Annotated in this window: 14 protein-coding genes and 1 riboswitch; of the genes, 11 read left to right on the forward strand and 3 right to left on the reverse strand. The window is 45.5% G+C overall.

Annotation, left to right across the window (positions count from 1 at the left end; genetic code table 11):
* Positions 1 to 46: 46 nt before the first annotated feature.
* Positions 47 to 703 (forward strand): YheC/YheD family protein, encoded by a 657-nt coding sequence (locus G9G53_RS14525; protein ID WP_165148519.1) that lies wholly within the window; start codon positions 47 to 49, stop codon positions 701 to 703.
* A 282-nt stretch (positions 704 to 985) separates the two neighbouring features.
* Positions 986 to 1,129 carry a sporulation histidine kinase inhibitor Sda gene (sda, locus tag G9G53_RS14530; RefSeq protein WP_007431918.1) on the forward strand — a complete coding sequence of 48 codons (144 nt, stop codon included), beginning with the start codon at positions 986 to 988 and terminating at the stop codon, positions 1,127 to 1,129.
* Positions 1,130 to 1,289: 160 nt separating this feature from the next.
* Here sda and G9G53_RS14535 read toward each other — a convergent pair whose 3' ends face one another.
* A complete protein-coding gene (locus G9G53_RS14535; protein ID WP_165148522.1) occupies positions 1,290 to 2,294 on the reverse strand; it encodes an NAD(P)/FAD-dependent oxidoreductase in 1,005 nt (334 codons plus the stop codon).
* A 231-nt stretch (positions 2,295 to 2,525) separates the two neighbouring features.
* Between G9G53_RS14535 and G9G53_RS14540 the strand changes: the two genes are divergently transcribed.
* The 4 genes from G9G53_RS14540 (at position 2,526) to G9G53_RS14555 (ending at position 6,971) form a co-directional block, all read left to right on the forward strand.
* A complete protein-coding gene (locus tag G9G53_RS14540) occupies positions 2,526 to 3,716 on the forward strand; it encodes an NAD(P)/FAD-dependent oxidoreductase (RefSeq protein WP_165148525.1) in 1,191 nt (396 codons plus the stop codon).
* 134 nt (positions 3,717 to 3,850) lie between these two features.
* Positions 3,851 to 4,357: a MarR family winged helix-turn-helix transcriptional regulator gene (locus tag G9G53_RS14545; RefSeq protein WP_165148528.1), complete on the forward strand. Its 507-nt coding sequence runs from the start codon at positions 3,851 to 3,853 to the stop codon at positions 4,355 to 4,357.
* A gap of 113 nt (positions 4,358 to 4,470) precedes the next feature.
* The gene (locus G9G53_RS14550; RefSeq protein ID WP_165148531.1) at positions 4,471 to 5,808 is read left to right on the forward strand and encodes an HlyD family secretion protein; all 1,338 of its coding nucleotides are present in this window, start codon (positions 4,471 to 4,473) and stop codon (positions 5,806 to 5,808) included.
* Positions 5,805 to 6,971: an ABC transporter permease gene (locus tag G9G53_RS14555; RefSeq protein ID WP_165148534.1), complete on the forward strand. Its 1,167-nt coding sequence runs from the start codon at positions 5,805 to 5,807 to the stop codon at positions 6,969 to 6,971. The genes G9G53_RS14550 and G9G53_RS14555 overlap by 4 nt, the downstream gene beginning before the upstream one ends.
* A gap of 81 nt (positions 6,972 to 7,052) precedes the next feature.
* Here G9G53_RS14555 and hemQ read toward each other — a convergent pair whose 3' ends face one another.
* The gene (gene hemQ, locus G9G53_RS14560) at positions 7,053 to 7,832 is read right to left on the reverse strand and encodes a hydrogen peroxide-dependent heme synthase (RefSeq protein WP_051718004.1); all 780 of its coding nucleotides are present in this window, start codon (positions 7,830 to 7,832) and stop codon (positions 7,053 to 7,055) included.
* 345 nt (positions 7,833 to 8,177) lie between these two features.
* On the opposite strand from hemQ, the gene G9G53_RS14565 reads away from it, so the two are divergent.
* From G9G53_RS14565 to uvrC, 4 genes are all read left to right on the forward strand, one after another.
* Positions 8,178 to 9,695 carry a DnaD domain protein gene (locus G9G53_RS14565; protein ID WP_069012623.1) on the forward strand — a complete coding sequence of 506 codons (1,518 nt, stop codon included), beginning with the start codon at positions 8,178 to 8,180 and terminating at the stop codon, positions 9,693 to 9,695.
* A gap of 53 nt (positions 9,696 to 9,748) precedes the next feature.
* On the forward strand, positions 9,749 to 10,696 hold the full coding sequence (dnaI, locus tag G9G53_RS14570; RefSeq protein ID WP_029518246.1) for a primosomal protein DnaI: 948 nt from the start codon (positions 9,749 to 9,751) through the stop codon (positions 10,694 to 10,696).
* 125 nt (positions 10,697 to 10,821) lie between these two features.
* A complete protein-coding gene (gene trxA, locus G9G53_RS14575) occupies positions 10,822 to 11,139 on the forward strand; it encodes a thioredoxin (protein WP_010347861.1) in 318 nt (105 codons plus the stop codon).
* Between the two features lie 160 nt (positions 11,140 to 11,299).
* Positions 11,300 to 13,384 carry an excinuclease ABC subunit UvrC gene (gene uvrC, locus G9G53_RS14580; RefSeq protein WP_165148537.1) on the forward strand — a complete coding sequence of 695 codons (2,085 nt, stop codon included), beginning with the start codon at positions 11,300 to 11,302 and terminating at the stop codon, positions 13,382 to 13,384.
* Here the strand turns inward: uvrC and G9G53_RS14585 are convergent.
* A complete protein-coding gene (locus tag G9G53_RS14585) occupies positions 13,353 to 15,083 on the reverse strand; it encodes a CPBP family intramembrane glutamic endopeptidase (RefSeq protein WP_165148540.1) in 1,731 nt (576 codons plus the stop codon). The genes uvrC and G9G53_RS14585 overlap by 32 nt on opposite strands.
* 261 nt (positions 15,084 to 15,344) lie before the next feature.
* A riboswitch (cyclic di-AMP (ydaO/yuaA leader) is annotated at positions 15,345 to 15,498 on the forward strand.
* A 413-nt stretch (positions 15,499 to 15,911) separates the two neighbouring features.
* Here G9G53_RS14585 and G9G53_RS14590 point away from each other — a divergent pair.
* Positions 15,912 to 17,252, forward strand: a complete 1,341-nt coding sequence (locus G9G53_RS14590; RefSeq protein ID WP_165148543.1) for a TrkH family potassium uptake protein — start codon at positions 15,912 to 15,914, stop codon at positions 17,250 to 17,252.

Genomic DNA, 17,252 nt, shown 5'->3' on the forward strand with positions numbered 1-17,252 from the left:
TGTTGAGTATGTATAAGTATACCTGACGGCGAAAGGAGAGGGTTAGATGAGACAACTTGCAAGCAAATGGCTAAAGACGAAGGCGCTGCTCCACCATCCACATACCGCCGTTTATATACCGGAAACCTGTCTATATAGTGAAGATCAATTGCGCATGATGCTGCGGCGGCATGCTTTTGTGTTTATAAAACCTGTAAAAGGAGGCGGAGGAATCGGAGTCATGCGTGTGGCAAAGGAGCGTAGGGGATACACCTGCACGCGTATGGAGCACACGCACCGGTTCAGTCATTTTAGAGCACTTGTAATCGGAATCCATAAGCTCCGAATCCAACGCCCATATCTCATTCAACAAGGGATCCAACTGGCAAGTATTCAAGGTAGACCTGTCGACTATCGAGTCAAAGTTGTGAAGGAAGGGCAGAGATGGGATTTTCGTGCGGTAGTTGCACGTCATGCTCGTCCCGGACTGGTCATTACGAATCTGTGCAGAGGGGGAACTTTGCTGAAGGGAACAGATGCGCTTCGAATGATATATCCCCGGCGGCTTGCTACGCGAAAGCGGCGAGAGATCATTGAACTTACACAGCGCTGTATTCCTGTGCTGGAAAAAAGGTTTCCTGGGATTGGACAACTAGGATTTGATTACGGGCTTGATCAGAATGGAAGGGTATGGATTTTAGAGGTTAATACAAGACCTCAATAAATTTCTGTTTTCTTCAATAAAATCCCAATTTAATCTATTAACAAGACGCTAAATATAATATATTTGTATAAATAATAAAAATATTTTTTTTGTGTTCAAGCTTCAAAATTCTGTGTATAAATATTGTCCACATTATCCCCTGTCACATATAAGGGTTAACGACACTTACCAACAATTTATACACAGGATTTCCACAATTGGCTGTGGATAACAGAACGCTTGTTCCGTTTTTGGTATTTTGATAGAATAGATTTTGAAATAAAAGGAAAGGTTGTGTCGAGGATGGCTATGCTGACGGATGAGATGCTTTTGGATTCCTATCAGATGGCAATCGAGCTTAAACTTGAATGTGACTTCATTGCACTGTTGCTGGCTGAAATTCACAAAAGAAATCTAGAGATGAATACAGCCGTAGTCCTTCATTAGACCGGACAAGCTCTCGTACTGCGACTGTAAAGTCATTCAGGGTTCGAATGGCTTTACGGACAATCACTGCAACGAATAGGCACACCGTAAAAAAGGGTATTTCACTCCAAACATTCAAATTTGGAGTAAAATACCCTTTTTTGTCATAGTCTAAACTAAACTACATTTTCATGTTACTGCTGTGACCAGGAGACAACTTGGCATCTGGATCTACATAGACCTTGGCGTTGTTGACTGCCGTAGGGGCTTCACCAAAGCCGACCGCAATCAGCTTGAGCTTGCCTGGATAGGTTGTAATATCTCCTGCGGCGAAAATGCCGGGAATATTGGTTTCCTGGCGAGAATCGACCACGATGGAATTACTTTCGATTTCAATTCCCCATTCAGCAATCGGGCCAAGTGTGGATACAAATCCAAAGTTAACGATCACATCGTCCACTTCGATTTCCTGTGTTTCTTTGGTTTTTACATGAGCAAGAGTGACTTTCGTAATCGTGTCTTCTCCATGCAATTCTGTAATTTCCGTTGGTGTAATAACATTTACTTTGGATGCGAGGAGGTTTTCGACACTGTGTTCATGCGCACGGAATTTGTCGCGGCGGTGAATCAATGTAACCTGTTCTGCAATTGGTTCCAGCATGAGTGCCCAGTCTACGGCAGAGTCACCGCCACCACTGATTAGCACTTTTCGGCCTGCAAATTTGCTCAGGTCGCTAACAAAGTAATGCAGGTTCGTTTTTTCAAAATGTTCGGCACCTGGAAGCTCCAGTCTGCGCGGCTCGAAAGCACCAACACCAGCGGTAATAATAACCGCCTTACCATGATACTCGCCACCTTTGTCTGTTTTTACGATGAAGTGGCGTTCTTCTTTTTTCTCTAACGATACGACTTTCTCTTCTAGCTGCACTTCTGGATTAAAGTGGTTCATTTGTTGAACCAAATTGTTGACCAGTTCCTGTGCAGTTACTTTAGGAAAGCCAGCAACGTCATAAATATATTTTTCAGGATAAAGGGCTGCAAGCTGGCCGCCCAGTTGGGGCATACTTTCAATTAAGGTGACGGATGCCTGACGCATTCCTCCGTAAAAAGCGGCGAAAATACCGGCTGGACCGCCTCCAATAATGATCAGATCGCGGATCTCCGCGCCTGTGGATTGAGTTGTCACTCTAAAAACACCTCCGAAAGGGATAGTATGGAATTTGTAATTATTGAATCAGCCGCATAGAGGTTCAGATAGCCGCCGAACGCATGATTCACTGTTTATCATTATAAACTGCCAGGTTCCGCTTGCAAAGTTAAAGCTATTAATATTTGATGAAGACTTTTTTGTGAGTGTAAATTAACCGTTTTGAGAGAACAGCTTTGAATAATTATGTATATCGGAAGGGGTAGAAGCATGAGCAGTATTCCCAAAATTGTCATTGTGGGCGCCGGATATGGCGGTATATTGACGGCTCAGCAATTGCAAAAGGAGCTCAAGCACAATGAGGCGGATGTCACGCTGATCAACCGTCATGATTACCACTATATTACGACACATCTTCATATGCCTGCGGCAGGTACGGATACGATTGAGCATTCAAGGATTCCGATTGCCCAACTGATCGATGAGTTCAAGGTGGATTTAGTCAAAGGAACGGTTAAGGAAATCATACCGAAGGAGAAAAGAATCGTGCTGGAGGATGGCTCGCTCTCCTATGATTATTTGGTCATTGGACTAGGCGGGGAGCCAGAAACATTCGGTATTCCGGGAATGGATAAGTTCGCGCTGACGATTCGCAGTATTAACTCGGTTCGCCTGATTCGTGAGCATATTGAATACCAGCTGGCCCTGTATAAAAACGACGGTAAACCAGGTCGCCTCAATTTCGTCGTAGGGGGCGCTGGTTTTAGCGGTATTGAGTTTGTAGCGGAGTTGGCGGATCGTTTGCCACAGCTGGCTAGAGCGTATGACATCGATTTTAACCGAATTCAAATCATTAACGTCGAGGCGGCTCCTACGGCACTGCCAGGGTTCGATCCTGAGCTGGTGGAGTATGCGATGGATGTCCTTAAGCGAAAAGGGGTCACCTTCCGCATTGGAATTCCGATTAAGGAATGCTTACAGGATGGTGTAATCGTTGGTGAGGGTGAGAAAATCGAAGCCTGCACCGTGGTCTGGACGGGAGGAATCCGTGGGAACGGATTAATCGAGAAAGCTGGATTCGAAGTGATGCGCGGAAGGGTGAAAATCGACGATTTTCTGCGTGCACCGGAACATGATGACATTTTTATTATCGGGGACAGCTCCTTGATGTTTAATCCCGAAGGACGCCCTTATCCACCGACGGCCCAAATTGCGATGCAGCAAGGGGTCCTTTGTGCCAAGAATCTGGCCGCTACTCTTCGCAAAAAGGAGTTGCACAAGTTCGTATTTTCCAACAAAGGGACGGTTGCTTCTCTTGGAAAAGGCGAAGCCGTCGCCGTGGTGGGCAAGCGCAAAATAAAAGGTTGGGTGGCCGCACAATTGAAAAAAATTGTGGATCTTCGCTATCTGTTCATCATTGGCGGCATTCCACTGGTATTGAAAAAAGGACGGTTTTTCTAAGGCCAGAAGGTTTCCATGACTCCTTGAAAAGAGCTTGGAGACCTTTTTTATTTAGGTGGACAAAAAAAGATATTGACCCATAACTATTTGACGTCGTATAGTATGATTACTAATTACAGAGGGGGAGCTTCACATTGAATTCTGATTTTAAAATCAATGCCGATCCCAGTAGAATACATTTATTGACTGAAAAGTTTCCAAATGTGGACTCCCAATCGTTGAATACGTGGGTACTTTTCGTGCAGGCAGCACATGAAGTGTACAATGGAGTGTCTTCCAGACTCTCGGAATATGGGCTATCTGTAGGCAACCTGAAAATTTTAATGCCATTGTTTTTACATGAACGTGCATTGACTCCATCAGAGCTAGCTGAATATTCAGGGGTTACTCGTTCAACAGTAACCAGCGTAATTGATAAGCTGGAACGGGACGGCATCATCCGAAGAAGTACGCTGACGGATCGACGTATGACCGCGATCTCCTTGACTGGTGAAGGAAAACAGTTAATGACGGAAAAAATTCCGATGTTCATCCAGCTTTTTTCGGATTTAATGAATGAATTTACAAAGGAAGATCATATTCTATTTGCTACGTTATTAAATAAGTTTTCTTCAGGACTTGAACGGATAAAACGGGAATAATCAAATTTCCCGGCTTAAATAGTTAGACGTCGTACTATCAGGTTCCTTATTTGTTTTGACTATTATTTTTTAACTATCATTGGCTAAATCATCATGAAGGAGAGTTTATTGCAATGAATAAAAAGATCATTGTGTACGTGCTACTTGTTGTTGCATTAGGTACCGGAGGTACGCTGATGGCAATGAGCGGCAAGGATGCTGTGAGTATGGCAGCCCAACAAAAAAACACACTGCTTACGGCAGATACCGTAAATGTTGCTTTTCAGGGCGTAGGGGGAAGAGTAAACACGATTGAGGTGAAGGAAGAACAACAGGTGAAAAAAGGGGATGTGCTCATGACCCTCGATCCTGTAGACCTTGATTTGCAAATTGAGAAATTAAAAACGGATATCGCACAGGCTGATGTGAAAATAAAACAGGCTAAAGACGGGCTGCAAAATCAGTCGGAGAAAATTTCAACTTCAGAAAAACAGGGACAATTGGACATTCAAGCCGCGCAAGCAGGAGAGTCCTTATTAAATCAAGGAACACGTGCGGAGGATATTCTAAGACAAAAGCTGGCTATTGAAGCAGCACAGCAATCGTTGGACGCAGCTCTGACAGGAGTAGAGACAGCCAAAAGGAATGCGGAAATCGCGCAAAAAACAGTATCATCCAGACAACAGGCTCTGGACTTGGCTAATGTGAATTACAACCGTATCAAAGCGTTATATGATGGTGGAGCTGGAACCAAAGCAGAACTGGATAACGCCAAAAACCAACTGGATAATGCCCAAATCGCGTTAGATACAGCTACAGATCAGGTTGAAATTGCCAAAAACCAGATTATAGCGGCTAGCAAACAATCAGACATTGCTAAAAATGGGATCGCTCAGCAGCAAACCGCTTTGGATAAAATGGAGGCAGGCGCAACTGCTGAGGAACGCCAGCAGGCTCGTATCAAAACAGAAAAAGCAAAGGAAGCCTTGACTCAAACCTCGCAAACACGAAAAGATGTTAAAAATAGCGAATACAATGTGGATCTTCTGGCTCAACAAAAGCAGGCATTAAGTGTTCAACTCAAAACTTTGGAATTGCAGCGCGGACGTATGGTGCTGAAGGCATCCGCAGATGGTAAGGTGTCGCGTATTGTACCTAAAATGGGAGAGATCGTTTCTACGGGGGCAACGGGCGTCGTTATTGAAACCAATCAGCTATACTACGATATTTATGTGGGCGAGGATTCCATGTCACAGTTTAAAGCTGGGGGAAATGTGAATACGCACGTCGTAGCTTTAGATAAAGATGTCCAAGGCAAGGTGAGGTACATTACTTCTGCCCCTCAGTATACCAACATGAGAATGAGTCGGGACAAAGGTCTGTCGGATATAAGCTCCTTCCAAGTGCGGGTGGATGTCCAGCGAACATCTGAATTATTACCTGGAATGACGGTAGAGGTTGTGACGAAATGAAGGCGTTTATAGAAGAATGGAAGCTGATGATCAGTGGTAAGATGGTTTTTATCATGCTGCTCGTTCCTATCGTAGTAGCTGTAGCCTTTGGATTTGTTTTTAAAAATAATCAGCTTAACGATGCCTCTGTAGCTGTAGTCGATTTAGATCATAGCAGTTATAGCCGACAGCTTATTAATAAATTGGATGCATCGCAGTATATTGATGTACGCCATGTGCAAGAGAATGAAGCCGATCCGAATTTACTTTTATATAATGAAAAGTTTTTTGCGGTGATTTACCTTCCAGCTGGGTTGGAGGAAAATAGGATCAAAGGAGTTCAGAGCAACATCGGTTTTTATGTAGATAATACGGTAGGTCAGGCTACTGGAAATCTACGCTCGGCAGTCACAGAGATCATGGCGACGGAAAATGCGATGCTGGCTGGTGGTGGATTAAAGGGTATGGGAATGAGTGACAGCCAGGTTACAGGGCTTACTTCCAATATGCTGCTTCAGCAGCGCCTGTTATATAATCCTACCAATGCTACTTTGATGACCTCAGTTATGGGGTTCATTAATACGGTCATGATTTCACTGATGGGTGCTACTGTACTGACAATTGTCCCGCGATTGCGGGAGCAAGGTAGATTAAAAGAAGAACTCCAACATTCGTATGGTTTGATTCTTAGGGTGTTGCCGTATGCGTTAGTAGGATGTGTTTCCTTTTACCTGTCCATTGGTTTACTTAAGCAAATTGGCGGACTGCGCTTTGAAGCGAATGTATGGCAGCTCAGTATCCCATTTCTCCTGTACACGATTACGTTGAGTTTGTTTGCGATGGCTTTAGGGTGGAATGCGGCGAATCCGGGAAAAGCTTCCCCACGCCTCATGCTAATTATACTGCCTTCGTTTTTACTGAGCGGCGCTCAATTGCCAGTAGCTATGCTGCCCACATCGCTGCAATATATTAGTAATATTCTTCCATTGACCTGGCATTTCAAGTTTTTGAGAGGGATGGGCTTCAAAGGTGGGAGCCTGAAGTATTTTATTCCTGAGCTTGGCGGCTTTTTGATCCTATTAAGTGGTCTGCTGCTTGTTATCTTTATTCAGATCGCTTTGGAGAAAAGAAAGCTGGCGAAAAGTGAGGATTCGTCCGTCGTGGTGGAGCCTGTGATGCAATAAAAAAAGGATTCTGCCGTCCCGAAAGTGGGAGTTCGCGGAATCCTTAATTGTATGCTGCGATATGGTACTGACGGTTGTGCTTTACAGCTTCAACATGTCTTCAAATGATTCCTCATTCAACACGCTGCCGACATAGAAGGAGCCAAATTCACCGTAACGGGCACTGACTTCATCAAAACGCATTTCGTAGATTAGCTTCTTGAACTGAAGTGCGTCATCGGAGAACAGTGTTACGCCCCACTCCCAATCGTCAAAGCCGACAGAACCGGAAATGATTTGCTTTACTTTGCCAGCATAGCTGCGTCCAATTAAACCGTGGCTGCGCATCAAGGTGCGACGCTCGTCCATTGAAAGCATGTACCAGTTGTCATCTAGATCACGTTTTTTGTTCATTGGATAGAAACAAATATAACGGGCCTTGTTTAATACAGGCTTCAAGCGTGCGACAATTTGTGGATTTTGCATAGGATCTTCATCTTTGCTCAAATAATTGCTCAGTTCCACCACACTCACATAAGAGTAGGTTTTAGTTGTATATTTGGCGAAGGTTGTTTTGTTAAAATCATTTTCCAGTTTATTGAGGTCTTCCAGCGTTTCGCGCAGGTGCATCATGACAAAATCAGCCTTTTGTCCGACTACAGTATAGACAGCTGAGCTGCCCAGACCCGCTTCCTCGGTAACGTTCCATTCCTTCATAAACTCTTGAAGCTCGTCCAGTGCTCCGGCGCGCTCTTCATCGTCTGCGGTCTTCCATGCTGTCCAGTTGATGGACCGAAAATCGTGAAGCGCATACCAGCCTTCCAGTGTGGAGGCTACTTCGTTAGGTGTTGCTGGGGTTTGTTGAGGTTGATGTTGACTCACGATCTACACTCCTTTACGATCTGTAAATGGTAATCGGCTTAGCCGAAATATGTGTACTTCCTAATATCATTCCTGTATCCAATACGTGATACTTAACCATTATATTGTAGCTCAAAGTAAAGCTTTTCACCAATGAAAGAAGTGTGAAGAATTTTATTTTTACCATGATGCAGGTCACAAAGTCATAAAATAGTTAGTATTCTCGAAAAAAGTAGAACTCAGACGAATACGGCTGCCAAAAAGGAGAACAATTGCCCTTATTTTGTTGGTCCCACCAGAAGGCAAGTATGATAGAATAGAAAAACATCTTGGAGACCGTTATGTCAGGAAAGGAAGAATGTTGGAATGCGGATGAAAAACCTGCTGCACTATACTGAGAACCACCGCTACTGCGTTTATCGGGAATTTGGCTTGAGCGCACTGGATGAATTGATGCTGGGAAGCGTCTATCAGCCGATGGTAGGCGCATTTGCGGTCAGTCTGTATCGACTGTTGTTCCAGCATGTGCCAGTCGGACAAATCGGTTATTCGCCGTTGGAACAGCAGCGTCGCCTTTTTCTGACACTGGGACTGGAGCCGAGTGAGAAGGGACGCAAGTATTTGATTGAACAGACCTCCAAACTGGAGGCCGTCGGTCTGTTACAGACGTCCAGGCTGTATGCACCCGAAACGGACGACTATATGTATGAATATGAGATGCAGCCGCCGCTCGCACCTGCTGAATTTTTCAGAACACAGCATCTCACCCTTTTGTTGAGAGACAAAATCGGTAAGTTTGCAGTGCTTTCTCTGAGAGAATCATTGTGGAGCAGAGAATCTAGCGAATGGTCGCAATCTTCCTATAATAAAGAGAATATTTCGATTCCATTTTATGAGTTATTTGAACTGAATACCCATGTTATAGATTATGAATTGGAGCAGGCGTTGTCCGAGGTGTCTACTAGCCGTCAGACTGGACCACTTGCGTCAGAATCGGAGGAAGCATTGAATTATGCAGATATTATTCTCCGTTTTCCGCGTGAATCTGCCAATCGTAAGCACGTGGAGCGTCTTCGGTTTGAGCACGAGCAGTTAGGCATGGTCAATTACGTTGTTCGCAAATTTGATCTTTCTGTACAGGATATTAGCCGCTTGCTGGATGAGGACGGTATTTTTACCGAAGCAGGCGACTTGTTGCTCGACGAGCTTCAGCTTCGGGCTAGCCAGCACTCCAGACAGGATCGCAAGCGTCAGGAGGAGCAGCAGGTTCAAGCCGCCAAGGTAGTTGCTTTGCGCCAAAGGGAAGCTTCCACATCTGAAGAGCCGCCTGCAGAGCAAGCTGTGGAAATGGAATTTTATGTGGAGGTTCCCCCACAATTCACAGCCAAGTGTGACATTCACCAATATAATATGATGTTGCGCAACGAGCCTTATCGCCGTTTGCTGCAAACCTTTTTCCCCGGCACGGTTCCCGGTAACCTGCTGGATATATTCGAGAAAATTGATATCAGCTATAAGCTGCCAGGCGAAGTCATCAACGTGCTGATCCATTATTTGATGTCACTGCTCGTATCCGGGAGCGATCAGCGGATTAACCGCAACTTTGTCGAGGCCGTTGCTTCCAATATGCTGCTTAAGCAGGTAAACACTTACGAGAAAGCCGTTCAATATATAAGGGATCAAGCTAAGGTAAAAGGAAAACAGTCCTCTGCTTCTCCTTCCGGCGGTCGATCCCGCGCGTATGCCAAAAATAACGGGCCAGCCAAGCCATCCATTCCAATCGTTCAAGATCAACCTTCCGAGGAGTCTGTATCTGAGGAAGAATTGGATGAACTGCTGCGTCTGGCCGAACGAATGCAATCCGGTAAACAGAAAAAGGTGTAGGTAGATTTTAAGGTATCCATAACTCTGCACTTTTTAAGAAAGGAGGAGCGTTCTTGGAATCACTGGGCGATTTGCTGCAGCAGATGCAGAACCCTTCGTTTCGCCAGCGCACTCGCAATGTAGCCGATCAGGTTCTAAATGATCCGCTCGTGCAGGAGTTTTGTGCTGCGCATCCTGATGTGGACGAAACACAATTGCGACTCAACATGAGCATGCTCTTTCAGTATGCCCGAGATCGTCGAAATTGCGACAATTGTCCGGGACTGGAACGGTGTCCTAACGATTTTCAGGGCCACTTTTGCAAGCTGGGCGTGGAATATCCGAATGGAACTGCTGAAATTGTAGACATTCGGACCCCATGTGCGAAGCAGATTGCTTCCCAACATGAGCAACGGGTGCGTGAGCGAATTAAAAGCTTCTATGTGGATGAACGCGCACTTCTGGAGGGATATAACGCCCTTGAAATTGCGCGTAAAGATTCACAACGCATGCCTGCCGTCACACAGCTATTCCGTTACATTGAAGAAACGAAAAGTCAGGGTCTATCCAAAAAAGGACTGTATCTGGAAGGTACGTTTGGTACGGGTAAAACTTTTTTGATGGGCTATTTATTGCACGAGTTGGCCCTGTCGGGTCTGAACGGTGTGATCGTGTATATGCCTGATTTTGTGGAGGACTTAAAGTCCATGATCCAGGATGGGCAGAAGCTTAAGGAAACGACCGAAATGCTCAAAAATTGTGATCTGCTTGTATTTGACGATATTGGTGCCGAAAATTTAAGCCCGTGGGTACGGGACCACGTGATGGGCTCTATTTTGAATTACCGAATGAACCGCAAACCTACTTTTTATACTTCCAATTATTCTTTGCAGGGACTGGAGAAGCATCTCAGCTTTACGAGCAAGGATGGAGAGGAAATGTATAAAGGACAACGCTTGATGGACCGGATTCGTCCTTTTGTAGATGTCATTACCGTAAAGGGAAAAAATCAGCGGGGGTAAGCGTTTATCCGTCTGCTATTTCGATATCTTACAATTAAAAGACTATTGTGATATAATTAAAAGGTGTCGAAATAGACATTACAGGTTATAATAATCTTGACTTTTCTATAAAGGAGGAACATACAATGGCAATTGTTAACGTGTCCGATCAATCCTTCAACGCAGAAGTCGAAGGCACAGGAACCGTTTTGGTTGATTTTTGGGCGCCATGGTGCGGTCCTTGCAAAATGATCGCTCCTATTCTGGAGGATCTGTCCACAGAAGTTGGCGACAGCGTCAAAATCGCGAAGGTGAACGTGGATGAAAATCCAGAGTCTGCTTCCCGTTTCGGCGTGATGAGTATTCCGACCCTGATCGTTTTCAAAGACGGACAGCCTGTTGATAAAGTGGTAGGTCTGAACTCCAAAGAAGCGCTGAAAAGCATGCTTACTAAGCACCAATAATCATCGCATGTGACCCATGCTCCCGCGGGGGCTTGGTGGAGCGGCCATGAAAGGTCAATGCCTCCGGTTGTAAATACCGGGGGCGTTTTTGTGTATTATTCCTATATATTATAAGTAGTTAGTTGAGTAGTCATTAAGAATGGAAGGAGGAACCGGGCAAATGAAACCTTATGCGGAGGACTTGCAGAATCAGGAAAAGGCGCTGGAGAACATACGGCACAAATTAGCGTTACTGCCGGATGCATCAGGCTGTTATCTGATGAAGAATAGCGAAGGCACCATTATTTATGTCGGCAAGGCCAAAGTGTTGAAAAACCGGGTCCGTTCCTATTTTACAGGTAGCCATAACGGCAAGACGCAGCGACTGGTTTCCGATATTCGTGATTTTGAATATATCGTTACAGGCAGTAATATGGAGGCACTCATTTTGGAGTGCAACCTCATTAAAAAGTACCAGCCACGCTATAACGTGCTATTGAAGGATGATAAAACCTTTCCGTATTTGAAAATTACGAACGAGGCACACCCCAAGCTCGAGGTGACCCGTCGCGTTCTGAAAGATAAAGCAAAATATTTTGGACCGTACCCCAATTCCTACGCGGCACATCAGACGAAGAAGTTGCTGGACCGTATGTATCCGTTACGCAAGTGTGGTGTGATGCCCAAGGAAGTGTGTCTGTATTATCACATGCATCAATGTTTGGGGCCTTGTGTGAAAGAGGTCGAGAAGGAAACGTATGACCAGATTGGTCAGGAAATTGGTTCCTTTTTGAGCGGGGGACATGAGGAAATTAAAAAGGATCTTCAGCGTAAAATGCAGGAGGCCGCAGAGGAATTGTACTTTGAGCGGGCCAAGGAGTTGCGAGATCAGATTATCAGCATCGACGCGATGATGGAAAAGCAGAAAATCACCACATCGGATGCGAAAGATCGGGATGTATTCGGTTTTTCAGTAGATAAGGGCTGGATGTGTGTACAGATCCTATATGTCCGCAAAGGTAAAATGATCGAGCGCCATATGTCGACTTTTCCTTTCTACGGTGAGGCTTACAGTGATTTTATGTCCTATGTGACGCAGTATTATAGTGACAACCCGGCAGTGCCGCAGGAAATATTGCTGCCGGATTCTCCTAAGCTGATGCAGGCGGAACAGGCTAATGTCGATCAACCGGTTGCGGCAGAAACTGCACTCTACAGTGCAGCTACAGCCGATGTTACCGGACAGACAGATGAGAAAGCGATACAAACGGAGACAGAGCGTTCTGCTGACTCACTACTGGTGGCTGAAGAACAGGCAACTTATGCAGCGGCAACGAATCAAGATCAAGCTGGTGACCAAGATGCCGAGATAAAGGAAACAGAAACTCAACTATCCGGTGGACTGGAGGACCCAAGTACGGCGGCTCTCGCTCTGGCTGAATGGTTGGATGTAAAGGTACTTGTACCGCAGCGTGGACTGAAAAAGCAAATGACAGGCATGGCGACGGAAAATGCACGTGTAGCTTTGGATGAGAAGTTTAAGCTGATCGAGCGGGATGAGGAACGAACATCCAAAGCTGCAAGCAATCTCGGACGTGCCATTGGGCTGGATAGCTTGCACCGGGTGGAGGCGTTTGATAACTCCAACATCCAGGGTTCCGATCCAGTCTCAGCCATGATCGTGTTTATTGATGGCAAACCTGCCAAGAAGGAGTATCGAAAATATAAAATCCGTTCTGTGCAGGGACCCGATGATTATGAAACAATGCGTGAGGTTATCCGGCGTCGATATGAACGTGTGCTTAAGGAAAATTTGGAACGTCCCGACTTGATCGTTGTCGATGGTGGACGTGGACAAATTAAGGCGGCGACCGATGTATTGCAAAATGAGCTGGGTTTGTTCATTCCTGTATGTGGTTTGGTGAAGGATGCCAAACATAGAACATCCCAACTATTGGTGGGAGAATCCTCTGAGGCCGTGACACTTGCACGTAATAGCGAAGAATTTTACCTGCTGCAACGGATTCAGGACGAGGTTCACCGTTTCGCCATCACGTTCCACCGCGAGCAACGCGGCAAATCTATGGTAACTTCCCGGCTGGACTCTATTCCAGGCATTGGCGAGAAACGGCGTAAGTTAATGCTTAAGCATTTTGGATCGCTCAAAAAAATAAGAGAGGCCAGTGTCGAAGACTTCCGGCCTCTCTCTATTGGGGATAAGCTTGCGCGTCAGATTATAGCTGCCCTTCGGGAGGAGGAGTCGTAGAATGCGACTCCTCTTTTTGTATAGGTTCAAACATCATTCGATTCGGCTTTTTAGGACTAAACCAATAAATGATGTAACCCACAATGGCTGGAAGTAAGATCCAGAATAGGCCCGCGCTCACGTTCACAGTATCTCCCAGACTCATCACACTAAGTCCCATTAGAATGCTGTCAAAAATAACGTGGCTGAACATGGCGGCAATAAAGCCGTAACGCAGGAACACAAAACTGAACAGCAAACCAAGAAAAGTCAGCTCAATAGGTCTGGAAATCACTGGATAGATCGGATAAAGTGTATGTCCCAGTGCCCAAATCAGCGTGGTGATCAGACAAGCAACAAAAGTATTTTTCACTATTTTTTTGACCATCGGAATACCAAACAGACGGTAGACAGTCTCTTCACCAATACCTGCCATCCAGGCCATAATCGGCAGTAGCCATGGATAAGCCATATTGTAAGGGGATTGCGTGGCATCTGTGGTGGAGAATGTATTAAATGTGCGCTCCAGTATAAAGAATAAAATGGATTGTACCCCGAGCAAAATAAAGGCCCACAAGTAGCCAACATACATACTGCGAAGCACATACAGCCCGTAGCCCGGCTCTTTCGCACGTGGCCATGCATTCAGTCCAACCTGACGCATAAGTCCGTCACCGCCGACCAAGGAGAAGTAGAGCGCTACAGCCATGACGAAGGTAACACCAATCTGGAAAACCATAAGAAATATAAGCATGCCCTTACCGCCTGCTTCTGCTTGCAATAAAGGCAGCATGTTCATGGTCCCAGCTATACTAGCAATAAAGTATATAACGGATAGAACAATGCCGCGTACAAATGAAGTATGTCGTCGGGTGAGTGACGCATACACAATGGCAAGTACACCCAGCACAAAGCTAAATAGGGCATAACCCGCATAGGTCATCCAATTCGCCCAAAATGTTTGCTTTTCGATATAATCGGTATAGGATGACGGGGCCGAAAAGCTTTGAGTGAAGGAGCGAACATCACCGTCTTCAAAAGTAAAAGCCAGTGTAAGTACCGAGGCGCCAATTTTTTTATCGTCTACGGTATACTTTAATCCGCCTTCTTGTTCAGTGGTCGCGAGCTTCAAGTCCGACGGCTTAAAGCCAAAGCGCTTCACCCATACAGCGGCCGCCTGCTCCTTGGCTTCAAGCGTCATGCCGTCCTCAGCCACACGTACAAGCCTGTTACGTGCTTGTTCATCCGTAGAAATATCAGCCTGCGTGTAATTGGTGCTGGAGGTGATCCGTTTAAAACTAACGACCTTCCCAGTGGATAAATCTACATGAATTTGCAGCTTGCTCTTCGCTGAGGATTCAGGCAGATCGACCCGAAAGGTTTCGTAAGGGTAATTTTTCTTCCATGTACGGTCGTACTGTTGAAGCAGTTTTTCTCTAGATAAATAACCGTACAAATCTGTTTCGGCCTGATAGGTCACCAGAGGCTTCTCTGGCTGTGATTCAGTATATCCCAGCTCGGAGCGGGCGAAGTCCAATGCGTGTATGACCGCTTCTTGTTTGCTGATGACCTTTGCATTCATTACTGATTCTGGACTCGGATTGCTAAGCGAGGGAATAAGCAATTGAAAGATAAAAAAGCAAATCAGGCCAATCCCGCCCAGCAAGCCTAATTTTTTGAAGTTGGCCGTGAGCACGACCGGTTTCCCGATAGGATTCATGAGTTTCCTCCTTAATCTGTAAATAAGAACATCCATTAAAGATATCATACTGCACAGGTTCCCGCCAACAGACCAGCGATATTCATGAAAATAGAGTGAAAGCACTTTAAAGTTCCAATAAAATAAGATAAGCTGCGATTAAACGATGCCCATTCGCAAAATAAAGCCAATTTCACGTTTTTTCGACGAAATCGGTTTTGTGATCTGGATATAGAAGGATTATAATCTTGAGGCAATGCCTATAAAATACATAGGTAATGATATACAGTTGAGCCGAATTTCTATGGGAAAACGGGGGAACCATGTTACTGGGGTGAATTTTACAGCCGATCACTGGTGGATCGGAAGTGTAAATAGGGCATACTGTGCTGCCCGAATCCGTCAGCTAACCTCGTAGGCTATGAGCAGGAACCAAGTCAGGCACTCGGTTTTCCGGTGTCTTTTTTTGTGCGTATAAAAGTGTTTGGATTGGTTAGATAGACCGCTGCGGGTGCAGATTATTCTTCCGATTGCTGTTATCCCCGGATTTTTTGATTGTATACCCCCTTTAATGGTTAAAATCCGGAGATAAAGGCAAACGCTTCGCTTCTTCAGAACAATTCTGCCCCCTTCGCTACTGCCCGCCAATAGCACAGGGGACCGAGTAGTGCTTGACATGCATTCTTCCTGTATTCAGGGAATGCTAATTATAGTTAACTAAGGTTTGGAAAAATCAAAAAATTCAGGGGCAACGACGATCGGAAGATCAAATGGAACGCGTAGCGAGCTTACACCGTATTAAATCACTGTTTTTATAGTTTTAAGGATTAGGAGAGAAGTGATGAATAGATGAATCCCAATGCAAGCTGGCTCCGGCTTTCTCCACCGCAGATATTCGTTGCGGGCTTTGCCATTATCATTCTAATAGGTAGTTTATTGTTAATGCTGCCGATCTCCAATACAACAGGAAAGCCACTTGCGTTTGTAGACGCTTTGTTTACTGCCGCTTCCGCGACCTGTGTTACAGGGCTTGTCGTAAAGGATACGGGGACCTTTTTTACAACCTTTGGTCAAGTTGTTATCGTGGCGCTCATTCAGATCGGCGGCCTAGGCTTTATGACCATGGCTACCTTGATTGCACTGGTGTTCAAGCGTCGGATTTCCCTGCGGGAGCGTCTCATTTTGCAGGAAGCGATGAATCAGACTTCTGTAGAGGGAATTGTCGGGTTAATCCGTAAGGTATTACTGTACTCACTGGTTATTGAAGGCGTATGCGCTACGATATTCTCGGTTCGCTGGTCCTTTGATATGCCCGTAGGCAGGGCGATTTATTTTGGAATCTGGCATGCCATCTCCATGTTTAACAATGCTGGTTTTGATTTATTCGGTGAATTTCGCAGCTTGACAGGTTATGTATATGATCCGATTGTTAATTTTACAGCCATGTTTTTGATTATTTCAGGCGGCATTGGTTTTGTAGTGATGTCAGACCTGGCAGAATATCGCAAGCGCAAGAGACTGTCCTTGCATACCAAGGTGGTACTCAGCATGACGGGCGCTATGATTGTAGTCGGCACGCTCGTGATTTTTGTGTTTGAGTTTACGAATCCAAAGACTCTTGGCTCGCTTGATTGGGGTGGTAAACTGCTGGGATCTTTATTCCAGTCTGTTACTCCCCGTACCGCAGGTGCCAATACACTGGACATTGCAGGCTTGCGGCAGGCTACGCAGTTTTTTATCATCATACTCATGTTTATCGGGGCTTCTCCTGGCTCCACTGGAGGCGGGATTAAGACCACAACATTCGCGCTGCTCATTGGAGCAGTGATTTCGATGCTGCGGGGGCGGGAAGATATTGTGCTGTTCAGGTATCGACTTGCGCAGGGACGAATTTACAAGGCTTTGACCATTACACTGCTGGGGCTGCTGTTCGTGATCGGGGTGACGATGATTTTGTCAGCAACCGAAGATCATCATTTTCTGATGATCTTGTTCGAGACGGTGTCTGCGTTTGGTACGGTGGGGCTGTCGATGGGGCTTACACCTGATTTGACAGTCATAGGCAAGCTGGTGATTACCCTGACGATGTTTGCAGGTAGACTGGGGCCACTCACGCTAGCTTATGCACTGGGGCCGAAAAAGGGTAAAGAATTATATCGTCATCCGGAAGGTAAAATGATTATAGGATAA

The organism is Paenibacillus sp. EKM206P (assembly GCF_011066155.1).
Taxonomy (GTDB): Bacteria; Bacillota; Bacilli; order Paenibacillales; family Paenibacillaceae; genus Paenibacillus; species Paenibacillus polymyxa_D.

Bases quoted from the DNA above. Each gene is read 5' to 3' on its own strand.
- G9G53_RS14590 (WP_165148543.1), top strand. From the start codon at position 15,912: ATGAATCCCAATGCAAGCTGGCTCCGGCTTTCTCCACCGCAGATATTC.
- G9G53_RS14540 (WP_165148525.1), top strand. From the start codon at position 2,526: ATGAGCAGTATTCCCAAAATTGTCATTGTGGGCGCCGGATATGGCGGT.
- G9G53_RS14550 (WP_165148531.1), top strand. From the start codon at position 4,471: ATGAATAAAAAGATCATTGTGTACGTGCTACTTGTTGTTGCATTAGGT.
- uvrC (WP_165148537.1), top strand. From the start codon at position 11,300: ATGAAACCTTATGCGGAGGACTTGCAGAATCAGGAAAAGGCGCTGGAG.
- G9G53_RS14555 (WP_165148534.1), top strand. From the start codon at position 5,805: ATGAAGGCGTTTATAGAAGAATGGAAGCTGATGATCAGTGGTAAGATG.
- G9G53_RS14565 (WP_069012623.1), top strand. From the start codon at position 8,178: ATGCGGATGAAAAACCTGCTGCACTATACTGAGAACCACCGCTACTGC.
- trxA (WP_010347861.1), top strand. From the start codon at position 10,822: ATGGCAATTGTTAACGTGTCCGATCAATCCTTCAACGCAGAAGTCGAA.
- G9G53_RS14585 (WP_165148540.1), bottom strand. From the start codon at position 15,083: ATGAATCCTATCGGGAAACCGGTCGTGCTCACGGCCAACTTCAAAAAA.
- G9G53_RS14525 (WP_165148519.1), top strand. From the start codon at position 47: ATGAGACAACTTGCAAGCAAATGGCTAAAGACGAAGGCGCTGCTCCAC.
- sda (WP_007431918.1), top strand. From the start codon at position 986: ATGGCTATGCTGACGGATGAGATGCTTTTGGATTCCTATCAGATGGCA.